11 protein-coding genes are annotated in these 12,046 nt (G+C 73.7%); 2 read left to right on the forward strand and 9 right to left on the reverse strand.

All coding sequences use genetic code 11. The features are described 5' to 3' along the window. Positions 1–87 precede the first annotated feature (87 nt). The 4 genes from ACFTWP_RS02815 to ACFTWP_RS02830 form a co-directional block, all read right to left on the reverse strand. Positions 88–1,377 carry a serine hydrolase domain-containing protein gene (locus ACFTWP_RS02815; RefSeq protein WP_380261934.1) on the reverse strand — a complete coding sequence of 430 codons (1,290 nt, stop codon included), beginning with the start codon at positions 1,375–1,377 and terminating at the stop codon, positions 88–90. 275 nt (positions 1,378–1,652) lie between these two features. Beyond that, positions 1,653–2,441, reverse strand: a complete 789-nt coding sequence (locus ACFTWP_RS02820) for an ABC transporter permease (RefSeq protein WP_380261936.1) — start codon at positions 2,439–2,441, stop codon at positions 1,653–1,655. Then, on the reverse strand, positions 2,438–3,460 hold the full coding sequence (locus ACFTWP_RS02825; protein ID WP_380261938.1) for an ATP-binding cassette domain-containing protein: 1,023 nt from the start codon (positions 3,458–3,460) through the stop codon (positions 2,438–2,440). Before ACFTWP_RS02825 ends, ACFTWP_RS02820 begins: the two co-directional genes overlap by 4 nt. 32 nt (positions 3,461–3,492) lie before the next feature. Next, positions 3,493–4,161, reverse strand: a complete 669-nt coding sequence (locus ACFTWP_RS02830; RefSeq protein WP_380261940.1) for a DUF4097 family beta strand repeat-containing protein — start codon at positions 4,159–4,161, stop codon at positions 3,493–3,495. Between the two features lie 245 nt (positions 4,162–4,406). Between ACFTWP_RS02830 and ACFTWP_RS02835 the strand changes: the two genes are divergently transcribed. Then, the gene (locus tag ACFTWP_RS02835) at positions 4,407–5,162 is read left to right on the forward strand and encodes a helix-turn-helix domain-containing protein (protein ID WP_380261942.1); all 756 of its coding nucleotides are present in this window, start codon (positions 4,407–4,409) and stop codon (positions 5,160–5,162) included. Between the two features lie 264 nt (positions 5,163–5,426). On the opposite strand, the gene xylA is transcribed toward ACFTWP_RS02835, so the two are convergent. Next, positions 5,427–6,620, reverse strand: a complete 1,194-nt coding sequence (gene xylA / locus ACFTWP_RS02840) for a xylose isomerase (RefSeq protein ID WP_380261944.1) — start codon at positions 6,618–6,620, stop codon at positions 5,427–5,429. A gap of 322 nt (positions 6,621–6,942) precedes the next feature. On the opposite strand from xylA, the gene xylB reads away from it, so the two are divergent. Beyond that, the gene (xylB, locus tag ACFTWP_RS02845) at positions 6,943–8,379 is read left to right on the forward strand and encodes a xylulokinase (RefSeq protein ID WP_380261946.1); all 1,437 of its coding nucleotides are present in this window, start codon (positions 6,943–6,945) and stop codon (positions 8,377–8,379) included. A 208-nt stretch (positions 8,380–8,587) separates the two neighbouring features. On the opposite strand, the gene ACFTWP_RS02850 is transcribed toward xylB, so the two are convergent. The 4 genes from ACFTWP_RS02850 to ACFTWP_RS02865 all read right to left on the reverse strand — a co-directional run bounded on the left by ACFTWP_RS02850 (position 8,588) and on the right by ACFTWP_RS02865 (position 12,046). Further along, positions 8,588–9,646, reverse strand: a complete 1,059-nt coding sequence (locus ACFTWP_RS02850) for a YhjD/YihY/BrkB family envelope integrity protein (RefSeq protein ID WP_380261948.1) — start codon at positions 9,644–9,646, stop codon at positions 8,588–8,590. A gap of 327 nt (positions 9,647–9,973) precedes the next feature. Next, entirely contained in the window at positions 9,974–10,381 is a 408-nt protein-coding gene (locus ACFTWP_RS02855) for an ASCH domain-containing protein (protein WP_380261950.1), read from the reverse strand. A 136-nt stretch (positions 10,382–10,517) separates the two neighbouring features. Beyond that, a complete protein-coding gene (locus tag ACFTWP_RS02860) occupies positions 10,518–11,162 on the reverse strand; it encodes a 4'-phosphopantetheinyl transferase (RefSeq protein ID WP_380261952.1) in 645 nt (214 codons plus the stop codon). Beyond that, a complete protein-coding gene (locus ACFTWP_RS02865) occupies positions 11,159–12,046 on the reverse strand; it encodes a metallophosphoesterase family protein (protein WP_380261954.1) in 888 nt (295 codons plus the stop codon). Before ACFTWP_RS02865 ends, ACFTWP_RS02860 begins: the two co-directional genes overlap by 4 nt.

A 12,046-nucleotide genomic window follows, 5' to 3' on the forward strand; every position in this document is an offset into this window, starting at 1 on the left:
AGAGGTCCGGCTGACCGGCCCGACGGGTGACCCGTGACCCCTGCACCGCACCCGCGGCGCAGGGGTCACGGTCGTCGCGCCGTACGGTCAGATCCGGGTGTCCTCCACCACGGGGACCTCGACGCGGCCGGTGTCCGCGCCGTTCTCCTGCTGCGCACCGGCCCCCGGCGAGGTCAGGCTGCGGGGCGTGGCGGCGGGAGCGGGCTTCTTGCCGCAGAAGGCCGGCTCCAGCGCACCCATCAGCCCCGCGGTCACGCTGCCGTTGTTGGAGGCGTTGGCGAAGACGACGACGCTGCGCCGGCCGTCCGGCGTGGTGAACGACTGGGTCTGGTAGCCCTGGACGATCCCGCCGTGACCGAAGACCTTGCCGCAGGACAGCGTGATCTGCCGGAGCCCGAGTCCGTAGCTGACCGTCGCGGACGGCGTGGGGAGCACGCTGGTCATCTGCTTCAGCGAGTCGTCCGACACCAGGCCGCCGGCGCTGCCCGCCATCAGCGCGGTGAGGAAGCGGTCCATGTCGCGGGCGGAGGAGGTGACCCCGCCGGCGCTCCACAGCCAGGAGGCGGTCTGCTCGGTGGAGTCCAGCAGCGGCTTCGAGCGGTCGTCGTTGGTCAGGTACCCGGTGACGTGCCGGCCCGCGATCTCCTGCTCCGGCACCACGAAGGACGTCCGGCGAAGGTCCAGGGGATCGATGATCCCGTCGCGCAGCACCTCCGCGTACGGCCGGCCGGTGAGGTGCTCGACCGCCATGCCCATCAGCACGAAGTCGGTGTTGGAGTACGCGTAGCGCGTCCCCGGCGGGTACTGCTGGCCGTGCGCGACCGACATCGCCACCAGCTGGGCGGGGTCGTAGACCTTGGTGCGGATGCGGGCCTCGAAGGCGCTGGTGGTCTCCTCGCCGGCCTGCTCCAGAAGGTCGTTGGTGTGGTCGTAGACGCCCGCGCGGTGCTCCATCACCTGACGGCCGGTCATCGTCCAGCCCTCCGGCAGGGTGCCGGCCGGCAGGTAGTCCCGCAGCGGCCTGTCCAGGTCGATGCGCCCCCGCTCCACCAGCTGCATGACCAGTACCGCGGCGAACATCTTGCTGTTGCTGCCGACCCTGAACCGCCAGTCGGCGTTCATCGGCGTCCCGTCCAGGTCGGCCTTGCCGAGCGTCAGCGCGACCTTGGTCTCCGCGACGCCGTGGTCCCTGATCACGGCGAACGCACCGGGCGCCCCCGCGGTCACCGCGTTCTGCAGTGCGGCGCGCACCCCGGCCGTGTCCGGCACCGGGCCCGCCGCAGCCGGCGCCGCGGTCGCGCCGGTCGCCCCCGTGGCCACCAGCACCACACCGGCCGCGGTCGCGGCCAGTGCGCGCATGAATCCAATTCCCGCCATGTGAAGATCCCCTGACTTCTCGTCATCCGACGTAGCGGCCCCCTTGGACCAAGATCCAATATCCCCGATACAAGGACATCCGACAAATTCGCCGCCTGCCCCCCGGCCCAGGTCGGCAGTGGAGGAGACGACCCGACGGTGGATGCGGCCCGGCGGTGGATGCGGCCCGGCGGGCGGCCGGGAACGCCGAGGGGCGGCGTACTCCGACGGGGTGTCGGACTACGCCGCCCTCGGGGGTGGCGACTTGCGGGATGCGGCCCGCGGTGTCACGGGGGCTACTTCGGGTCCTGGTTGAAGGTGGAGGTGGACCAGCGGTAGCCGAGGGCGGCGAGGGCGAGGCACCAGAGGATGGTGATCCACCAGTTGTTGCCGATGTGGGTGCCGAGGAGGAGTCCGCGGAGGGTTTCGATGGCGGGGGTGAACGGTTGGTACTGGGCGATGGGTTGGAACCAGCCGGGCATGGAGTGGACGGGGACGAAGGCGCTGGAGATGAGGGGGAGGAAGATCAGGGGGAGGGCGTTGTTGCTGGCGGCTTCGGCGCTGGGGCTGACCATTCCCATGCCGACGGCGATCCAGGTGAAGGCGAGGGCGAACAGGGCGAGGAGTCCGAGGGCGGCGAGCCATTCCAGGGCGGTGGCGTCGGTGGAGCGGAAGCCGATGGCGACGCCGACGGCGCCGACGAGGATCACGCTGAGGAGTGCTTGCAGGACGCTGCCGACGACGTGTCCGACGAGTACGGAGCCGCGGTGGATGGCCATGGTGCGGAAGCGGGCGATGATGCCTTCGGTCATGTCGTTGGAGACGGAGACGGCGGTGCCGACCAGGGTGCCGCCGATGGTCATCAGCAGGATGCCGGGGACGAGGTAGGCGATGTACTGGGAGCGGTCGGCGTCGCCACCGCCGATGCCCGCGCTCATCACGTCGCCGAAGACGTAGACGAAGAGGAGGAGCAGGACGACGGGGGTGAGCAGCAGGTTGAGGGTGAGTGAGGGGTAGCGGCGGGCGTGCAGGAGGTTGCGGCGCAGCATGGTGGAGGAGTCGCGGACGGCGAGGGAGAGGCTCATCGGTGGGTCTCCTTGCTCTGGGTGGGCTGGGTGGGCTGGGTGGGCTGGGTGGCCTGGACGGGGAGGGCGCTCGGGCCGGGCCGAGTGGTCCGGGTGGTGGCGGTGAGGGCGAAGAAGACGTCGTCGAGGTCGGGGGTGTGGACGGTGAGTTCGTCGGCCTCGATGCCGGCGGAGTCCAGTCGGTCGAGGACGGCGCGCAGGTCGCGCTGGCTGCCGTCGCTGGGGAGTTGCAGGGTGAGCGCTTCGTCGTTGCGGGTGGCGTCGGGGAGGGTGCTGGTGGCGGTGCGGTAGGTGGTGGGGTCGGTGAAGCGCAGGCGGACGTGGCCGCCGGGGATCAGTCGTTTGAGTTCGTCGGGGGTGCCCTCGGCGGCGATCCTGCCGTCGTTGAGGACGGCGATGCGGTCGGCGAGTTCGTCGGCCTCCTCCAGGTACTGGGTAGTGAGGAAGACGGTGACGCCGCCGGCGACCAGGTCGCGGATGATCTGCCACATGGTGTGGCGGGAGCGGGGGTCGAGGCCGGTGGTCGGTTCGTCCAGGAAGATGATCCGCGGGTCGCCGACGAGGGTCATGGCGATGTCCAGGCGGCGTTTCATGCCGCCGGAGTAGGTGGAGGCGGGCTTCTTCGCGGCGTCGGTGAGGTCGAAGCGGGCCAGCAGGTCGGTGGCGACCCGGCGCCCCTCGGCCTTGGGCAGGTGGTGCAGGTCGGCCATGAGGAGCATGTTCTCCTCGCCGGTGATGAGGCCGTCGACGGCGGAGAACTGGCCGGTGACGCCGATCGCGGCGCGCACCGCCTGGGGAGCGGTGGCGAGGTCGTGGCCGCCGATGCGGATGGCACCGGAGCCGGGGTCGGCGGTGACGAGGGTGGAGAGGATCTTGACGGCGGTGGTCTTGCCGGCGCCGTTCGGGCCGAGCAGGGCGAAGACCGTGCCCGCCGGGACGGCCAGGTCGACGCCGTCCAGCACGGTCTTGTCGCCGTAGGACTTGCGCAGCCCGTTCGCCGCGATGGCCAGGTTGGTCATGATGAGGTGCTCCTTCTTGTGGGCTGTGGGCCTTACAGGCTGCGGGCGGTGATGTCGCCGAGGGCGGTGGTGGCGTGGATGGTCAGGGTGGCGGCGCCGTCGGTGTTCCTGAGCGCGTTGTGGACCCGGCCGAGGGCGGTGCCGGCGTCGAGGGAGGCGGATACGCCGCGGGCGGCGCCGACCTCGATGTGGCCGGCGTCGGTGCGCAGGGTGACGGTGCCGCGGACGGCCTCGGTGATCCGCAGGTCGCCCTGCCGGGTGCTGATCCGGGCGGGGCCGCCGAGGCGGCCGACCGCGATGTCGCCGGCGTGCAGGGCGAGCTCGGCGGCGGCGGTCTCGTCGAGCTTGACCGTGCCCGCGGCGGCCTCGAAGGTGACGTCGCCCAGGCGTCCGACGCCGCGCAGTTCGGCGCTGGCGGCCTTCGCCTCGACCCGGGAGCCGGCGGGCAGCTGGACGGTCACCTCGACGGATCCGGGGTTGCCGAGGATCCGGTTCGCGGCCGGCGCGGCCTCGATCCGCAGGACACCGTCGCCGTAGCTGACCTGGACCCGCTCCGCCGCCTTCACGTCGCGGCCCTTGGAGGCGTCCGCGGGCAGGACCTCCACCGTGGTGTCGGGGCGGTCGGCGGCGATGAACCGGATGCGGCCCGCGGGGACGTCGAGGACGGCGGCGATCGGGGCGGGGGTGTCGAACTTCTGCATCGTGCTCTCTCCTTCTCCAGCGGCGGACTCCCTGTCGGCCCGCCGTTTCTGATGATGGAAAAGCTACGTTGCATTCAGACTTCTGGCAACAGACTCGTTGCATGGAATAGCTGTTATTGCAGGCCAGAGCGGAGATTTCGTTGCAATGGATTGGAATCTAATGCAACAGGCGCCAGGGCATTCGTTGCAATGGATTGACAGTGAACGCTATAGTGAGGGCACCACGGACCACGAAGGAGACCCCGATGCCGGGAGGCAGGCTCACCCAGCAGGAACGTCAGCAGATCGCCCTGGGGCTGGCCGACGGCGACGCCTACGCGGAGATCGCCAGACGCCTCGACCGCCCGACCTCGACCGTCACGCGCGAAGTCATGCGCAACGGCGGCCCCACCGCCTACCGCTCCGACCTGGCCCACCGCGCCACCGAACGCCGCGCCCACCGCCGCAGGCAGACCGCACCCCAGGGGGCGGAGGCGTCCCAGCAGCCGTACGGCCGGGACCCCGAAGCGGTGCGCGAGTACGAGGAGGTGTTCACCAACGTCATCATGGCCACGGGTGCGCCCAGGATGATGTCCCGGGTGATGGCCTGCCTCACCCTCGCCGACACGGGCAACCTCACCGCGTCCGAGCTCGTCCAGCGTCTCCAGGTCAGCCCGGCGTCCGTCTCCAAGGCGATCACGTTCCTGGAGAGCCAGGGCCTCGTCCGCCGGGAACGCGACGACCGCCGCCGCGAGCGCTACGTCGTCGACGACGACGTCTGGTACCAGTCCATGATGGCGAGCGCCCGCTCCACCGCCCAACTCGTCGAAACCGCACGGCAGGGCGTCGGCGTCCTCGGCCCCGACACCCCCGCCGCGACCCGCCTGGAGAACATCGCCCGCTTTCTCGACTTCGTCAGCGAGAGCATCATCCGCGCCGCCGAGCAGGCCCGCGAGATCCTCTACCGGAAGGCCGAACCGCCCTCCGACGGCGCCACCGAGCACCCTGCGGACCGCGAATAGCCAACTGCCCCCACGGTCAAGGCCGGTGGCGCCCGCGCCGGACCCCTCCCGCGGGGCGCGGCCGGCCCCGGGTGGTACGCGGCCTCAGGTGACACGGGCTCGACGTCAGGTGGTGCCCGCTCAGGGGCACCCGACGCCCGACGTCCGCAACGAGGCGTCCGGCGAAGGCCGTTCGGACCGGACGCGAGGTCGGAAGGGCGCTCAGGCCGGACCGGCCCGGGCGCGAGGTCCGCGTCCGGGCCGGTCCGTTGCCTGCGGGGTCGGTCAGCGGGCGCCGAGGAGGTGCTCCATGGCGAGCTGGTCGAGCTGCTCGAAGGCCATGCCGCGGGCGGCGGCCGCGTCCACGTCGAAGTCCTCGAAGGAGGCCCGGTCGGCCAGCAGGCCGGCCAGGCCCTCGCCCTCGGCCACCGTGGGGAGGGCGAGCTGGTCCAGCCGCGAGGCGCGCAGGGCCTGCTGCACCTCGGGGTCGGCGCGGAAGGCGGCCGCGCGCTCCTTGAGCATCAGGTAGTTGGCCATGCAGCCGGCCGCCGAGGCCCAGACGCCGTCGAAGTCCTCGGTGCGCGGCGGCTTGAAGTCGAAGTGCCGCGGGCCGGTGTAGCCGGCCGACTCCAGCAGGTCGACCAGCCAGAAGGCCTGCCGCAGGTCGCCCGCGCCGAAGCGGAGGTCCTGGTCGTACTTGATGCCGGACTGCCCGTTGAGGTCGATGTGGAAGAGCTTGCCGGACCACAGCGCCTGGGCGATGCCGTGGGTGAAGTTCAGGCCGGCCATCTGCTCGTGGCCCACCTCCGGGTTCACGCCGACGAGTTCGGGGTGCTCCAGGCGGTCGATGAACGCCAGGGCGTGGCCGATGGTGGGCAGCAGGATGTCGCCGCGCGGCTCGTTCGGCTTGGGCTCGATCGCGAACCGCAGGTCGTAGCCCTGCTCCAGGACGTAGGCGCCGAGCAGGTCGAACGCCTCCTTCATCCGGTCCAGCGCCACCCGGACGTCCTTGGCGGCCCCGGACTCGGAGCCCTCGCGGCCGCCCCAGGCGACGTAGACCTCGGCGCCGAGTTCGGCGGCGAGGTCGATGTTGCGGATGGTCTTGCGCAGCGCGTAGCGGCGGACGTCGCGGTCGTTGGCGGTGAACGCGCCGTCCTTGAAGACCGGGTGGGTGAAGAGGTTGGTGGTGGCCATCGGCACCTTGAGGCCGGCGCCGTCCAGGGCCTGGCGGAACCGCTTGACGTGCGCCTCGCGCTCGGCGTCGGTGGAGCCGAAGGGGATCAGGTCGTCGTCGTGGAAGGTCACGCCGTACGCGCCGAGCGCCGCCAGTCGCTGGACCGAGGCGACCGGGTCGAGGGCGGGACGGGTGGCGTCGCCGAAGGGGTCGCGGCCCTGCCAGCCGACGGTCCAGAGGCCGAAGGTGAACCTGTCCTCGGGGGTGGGGGTGAGGGCGGCGGGTGCGGTGCGGTCGGTGCTCATCAGCGGGCTCCTGGCGGTTCGGTGGGAGGGTCGCCGGCCCCCGCGCTCGGGCGGGGGCGGCGTCGGTGCGGTGGGATGGGGTGGGGTGGGGTGGGACCGGGGTGGGGCGGGCCCGGTGTCGGGCCGAGCCGGGAAGGATTCGGGTTCGGGTTCGGGCGGGCGGGGGGAATCCGTCGGGGAATCGCCGTCACCCTATTTGCAATGCCGAAAAACAAACTAGTATGCGGATGCGGTTCCGCGAAACCCCCCGACCGGTCCGGATCCCGCCCCGCCGCCCCGAGCGGCCGACCACCCACCGCAGCAAGCGAAGGACGCAGCAGCCATGACAGCAACCGCCCGCGTGGTGATCGGCGTGGACAGTTCGACCCAGACCACCAAGGCCCTCGCCGTGGATCTGGACACCGGAGCCGTGCTCGGCGAGGGCCGCGCCCCGCACACCGTCACCGGGACGGGCGGCGCCCGGGAGAGCGACCCCGAGCAGTGGTGGCAGGCCCTCTGCATCGCACTGGCCGGCACCGGGCACGCCGGCACCGCGGCGGCCGTCTCGGTGGCCGGACAGCAGCACGGACTCGTCACCCTGGACCGGGGCGGCCGGCCGGTCCGCCCGGCGATGCTCTGGAACGACGTGCGCTCCGCCCCGCAGGCGAGGGAGCTGGCCGCGCTGCTCGGCCCGCAGGAGTGGGCCCGGCGGACCGGCAGCGTGCCCACCGCCGCCTTCACCGTGGCCAAGTGGGCCTGGCTGGCGGCGCACGAGCCCGAAGCGGTCCGCGCCACCGCCGCCGTCCGGCTCCCGCACGACTACCTCACCGGCCGGCTGACCGGCGAGGCCGTGACCGACCGCGGCGACGCCTCGGGCACCGGCTGGTGGACCGCCGACGGCTACGACCCCGAGATCCTCGCGGCGGTCGGACTCGACCCGGCCGCGCTGCCCGCCGTGGCACCCCCCGGGCAACCGGCCGGCCGGGTGCTCGCCGGCGGCCCGCTGCCCGCCGGCACACCCGTCGCGGCCGGCACCGGCGACAACATGGCCGCCGCCCTCGGGCTCGGCCTCGGCGCCGGGTCCACCGCCGGCCTCCCGGTGCTCAGCCTCGGCACCTCGGGGACGGTCTACGCCGCCACCCGGGGCCGCCCGGCCGACCCGAGCGGCACCGTCGCGGGCTTCGCGCACGCCTCGGACGGCTGGCTCCCGCTCGCCTGCACCCTCAACTGCACCCAGGCCGTGGACCGGATCGCCGCCCTGCTCGGCCGCGACCGCGGCGCGGTGGAACCGGGCGGCACCGCCGTCGTGCTGCCGTTCCTCGACGGCGAGCGCACGCCCGACCTGCCCGAGGCCGCCGGCCTGCTCTACGGCCTGCGGCACGACACCACCCCCGGACAGATCCTGCAGGCCGCGTACGACGGCGCCGCGTACGCGCTGCTCACCGCGCTGGAGGACGTGCTGCGGGCCGGCGGCGAGGCGGCCGACCCGGACGTACCGCTGCTGCTGATCGGCGGCGGGGCCCAGGGGACGGCCTGGCGGGACACCGTCCGCCGGCTCTCCGGCCGGGCCGTCCGGGTGCCGGCCGCACGCGAGCTGGTCGCTCTCGGCGCCGCCGCCCAGGCGGCCGCGCTGCTCACGGGCGAGTCCGCGGAGGAGGTGGCCCGCCGCTGGCGGACGGCCGACGGGCCGCTCCACGAGCCGGTGGAGCGGGACGACGCGGCGCTGGCCCGCCTGGCGGACACCCTCACCCGGGCGGATCCGCTGCTCCGGGAGAAGTGACACCCGGACGCGACCCCGCGGACGCCCGGCCCGGGGCGCGGCCCCGCCCCCGGCCGGGCCCGCCGTCCGTCGGGCGCAGCGGGGGCGCACGGACACGGGTGCGGGCGGGTGTGCGGGCAGTTACGCGGGCGCTCGACCGGGCGCGGCGGCGCGGCGCCCGGCCCGTGCGCGGGGCGGCCGGACGCACGGCCGGGGCGGACGGCTCCGCTCAGGGCCCGCAGTCCCCGCCCTGGGCCACCGGCGGCGCGGCGGCCAGCGGCGATCGGGAGAGCGGCGGCGACTCGGGCGGTGCCCCCGGCGGCCCGGGCGGAGCGTCCGACGACGGCCCGCCCGGGGCGTGCGGGCCGGGCTGCTCCGGCGGCACCGCCGCCGACGTCCCGGCCGCCGACGACGGCGACTGTGACTGTGACTGTGACTGTGACTGCGGCACGGCGGTCGGCGTCCCGAGGTACCGGGCCAGGAAGGGCTCCCCGGCCAGCACCGCGCCGACCGTGAGGCACCCGGTCACGACGGCGCAGAGCGCGATCAGCCAGGAGAGCAGGGTGAAGACCGGCCCGAGCCCGCCGTACTCGGCCAGGCTGCGGTTGAGCGCGGCCGGGATGTAGAGCCTGGCCGTGATGGACAGCACGCTCATCGCGATCCCGGTGAGCACCGCTCCCGGCAGCAGCGGCAACCAGCGCATCCGACCGCCCAGCAGCAGGTGCTGCGTCCACCACCAGACCAGCGTGCTGGAGAGCACCGACAGCGGGATCCCGAGGACCTGTCCGAGCCCGAAGCCGTTCCGCAGGGGCCCCTGGACGGCCAGGATGAAGAACCAGGACGCCACCCAGACCAGCCAGCGCCAGGCCACGATCCGGGTACCGGACTTGCCCAGCTGCCAGGCCCGTTCGCACACCCGCTGCATGGCGCGGCTGAACGCGGTCGCCGACAGCAGGGCCATCAGCGCGCTCGCGGCACCGACCGCCTCCCGCAGGTCGTTGCTCTGGCCGCCTCGGTAGAGGGCCCGCAGCTGGTCCTCGGAGCCGCCGTACAGGCCGAAGGCCGAACGCAGCGAGCTGATCACCTGGTCCTGGAAGCCCTTGGGGGCGACCGCTGCCGCCACGAAGAGCAGGGGCACGGCCGTGAGGAAGCACTGGGCGGCGAGCCTGGTCCCGGCCTCCAGCAGGTTCACCTCCAGCAGCTGGCCGGCGACCCGGGTGATCACGGGCAGGCGCTCCTCCAGCTGCCGGCGAAGGCGCTGGGCGGTGGCGACCGGATTGCCGGTCATCGGGCGGCTCCGGCCGGCCCCCGCCGGCGGGCCGGCCCAGGGGCCCCGCCGCTTCCCTCGCGTCCGCCGGCATCGGCCCACCCGGCGCACCCGGCGACCGTGACCCGTGCGGACCGGGGGGTGGGTACGGACCCGGGGGCGGCTGCCGTCCGCGTTCCTTGCGTCATGCGGTCCGCGCTCCTCGACTCGGCGGCGTGCTCGGTGGCCGAGGGGCTCCGGACTCCCGGAGTTCGGACCCGTACGCCACCGAAACGGACATACCGGATCATAGGGGAGGCCGGTCGGACAACCGTCGCTCGACGCGGGCCGGGGCCGCCGCCCCGCGCCTCAGACCAACCGGAAGCGCTCGGCCACGACCAGGGTCTCGTCGTCCACGGTGAAGTCGGCCCCCATCTCCTCGCGCATCTCCGGGCTGTGCCAGAACCCCTCGTGCCCCGTGCGCCACTGGGCGACCGTCTCGAAGCCCTCGCCCTCGTCGAGGGCGTGCGGCAGGTCGACGTCGGCGAGCCGGACCACCCGGACCTCGGTCACCTCGATCACGGCGACCCGCCGGCCGGCGGAGTCGATCACCGCCGCCCGCTCCCCCGCCTCCGGCAGGGGCTTGCCCTCCCGTTCGTACTCCGCCACCAGGCCGGAGGTCGAGGTCTTGACGCCGGACAGGATCGCGGCCACCAACTGGTCGCGCAGCGGGCCGGGGAACGCGAACTCGGCCACGGGCAGGTCTTCGATGCTCATGGCGGGCACGCTACCGAGCGGGCGGCCGGACCGCAGGTGGGTTTCGGTCCGCACCGCCCGGCACCGCGCCGGCCGTCGACCGGACGGTGCCCGGGTACGGACACCGGCCGGTCGGCGGCCGGACGCGGACTCCCGCTCAGTCGGCGGCCGGACGCGGATGCACGATCGCCGTCAGCAGGTGGCTCTCGCCGGTCAGCCAGCGCCCGGTGAACTCCCCCACCGGGGCCGGGACCAGGATCCGTGCGGTGAACCCGCCGTCCGGCTCGAACTCGACCTCGGCCTCCTCGAACTCCAGCCGGCGGCCGGTCAGCGGGTACCAGGTCTTGTAGACGGACTCCTTGGCCGAGAACAGCAGCCGGTCCCACGCGGTGGCCGGGAACCGCCGGGCCAGCCGGGCCAGGTGGGCGCGCTCCGACGCCCCGGTGACCGCCTCCTCCACCCCGGCCGGCAGCGGCAGGTGCGGCTCCGCGTCGATCCCCAGCGAGGCGACCGCGTCCGACCTGGCCACGGCGCAGGCCCGGTAGCCGTCACAGTGGGTCATGCTGCCGACGATGCCCGGCGGCCAGCCGGGCGCGCCGCCGGCCCCGGGCACCAGCGGCACCGGCGGCCGCCCGAGCCGGGCCAGCGCCCGGCGGGCGCAGACCCGTACCGAGGTGAACTCGCGGCGGCGCTTGTCCACGGCGTGCTCGATCACCGCCGCCTCCTCGGGGTAGAGCACCGCCACCGAGTCGCCGAAGAGTTCGGCGGTCATCACCGGGCCGTTCAGCAGGTCCTCGATCATGCCGGTGCCACCGCCGGCAGGATCTCGCGCAGCAGCGGACGCCGCGCCGGGCGGGCCCGCCACTCGCGCGGGTAGCCGAGCGAGACCTCCTCGAACCGCACGCCGTCGTACCAGGTGGTGCGCGGGATGTGCAGATGCCCGTAGACCATCGCGGCGACCGGGAAGCGCCGGTGCCAGTCCGCGGTGGCCTCGGTGCCGCACCACTGGGCGAACTCCGGGTAGCGCAGGACGTTCATCGGGTCGCGCACCGTCGGGTAGTGGTTGACCAGGACGAGCGGCACCTCGGGCGGGCAGTCCGCGAGCTGCTGCTCCGTCCACTCGACCCGGGCCCGGCACCAGGCCTCCCGGCTCGGGTACGGGTCGGGGTGCAGCAGGTACTCGTCGTTGCAGACGATCCCGGTCCGGTGGGCGTAGGCCAGCCCCTCCTCCTTGTTCCGCGTCCCCGGCGGCCGGAAGGTGTAGTCGTACAGCAGGAACAGCGGCGCCACCCGGACCGGGCCGCCCTGGCCGGTGAACACCTCGTACGGGTCCTCCGGGGTGAGCACGCCCAGACGGCGGCAGAGCGCCACCAGGTGCTGGTAGCGCTGCTCGCCGCGCAGCCCGACCGGATCGCTGTCGTGGGTCCAGAGTTCGTGGTTCCCGGGCACCCACACGACCTTGGCGAAGCGGCTCGCCAGGAGTGCGAGCACCCACTCGATGTCGGCGGTGCGCTCGCCGATGTCACCGGCCACCAGCAGCCAGTCCTCGGGGCCGGTGGGCTGGATGCCCTCCACTATCGCGCGGTTCTCCTGGTAGGAGACGTGCAGGTCGCTGACCGCCAACAGGCGCCCGGCGGAGGGCGGATGGCCCTGGGGGTTCGGTCCGTGGCCGGGCGTCGTCGTCAC

Origin of the sequence: Kitasatospora sp. NPDC057015 (assembly GCF_042673745.1) — a bacterium.
Taxonomy (GTDB): Bacteria; Actinomycetota; Actinomycetes; order Streptomycetales; family Streptomycetaceae; genus Kitasatospora.

Coding starts and splice junctions, on each gene's coding strand:
- ACFTWP_RS02815 (WP_380261934.1), bottom strand. CDS start 1,377: ATGGCGGGAATTGGATTCATGCGCGCACTGGCCGCGACCGCGGCCGGT.
- ACFTWP_RS02820 (WP_380261936.1), bottom strand. CDS start 2,441: ATGAGCCTCTCCCTCGCCGTCCGCGACTCCTCCACCATGCTGCGCCGC.
- ACFTWP_RS02825 (WP_380261938.1), bottom strand. CDS start 3,460: ATGACCAACCTGGCCATCGCGGCGAACGGGCTGCGCAAGTCCTACGGC.
- ACFTWP_RS02830 (WP_380261940.1), bottom strand. CDS start 4,161: ATGCAGAAGTTCGACACCCCCGCCCCGATCGCCGCCGTCCTCGACGTC.
- ACFTWP_RS02835 (WP_380261942.1), top strand. CDS start 4,407: ATGCCGGGAGGCAGGCTCACCCAGCAGGAACGTCAGCAGATCGCCCTG.
- xylA (WP_380261944.1), bottom strand. CDS start 6,620: ATGAGCACCGACCGCACCGCACCCGCCGCCCTCACCCCCACCCCCGAG.
- xylB (WP_380261946.1), top strand. CDS start 6,943: ATGACAGCAACCGCCCGCGTGGTGATCGGCGTGGACAGTTCGACCCAG.
- ACFTWP_RS02850 (WP_380261948.1), bottom strand. CDS start 9,646: ATGACCGGCAATCCGGTCGCCACCGCCCAGCGCCTTCGCCGGCAGCTG.
- ACFTWP_RS02855 (WP_380261950.1), bottom strand. CDS start 10,381: ATGAGCATCGAAGACCTGCCCGTGGCCGAGTTCGCGTTCCCCGGCCCG.
- ACFTWP_RS02860 (WP_380261952.1), bottom strand. CDS start 11,162: ATGATCGAGGACCTGCTGAACGGCCCGGTGATGACCGCCGAACTCTTC.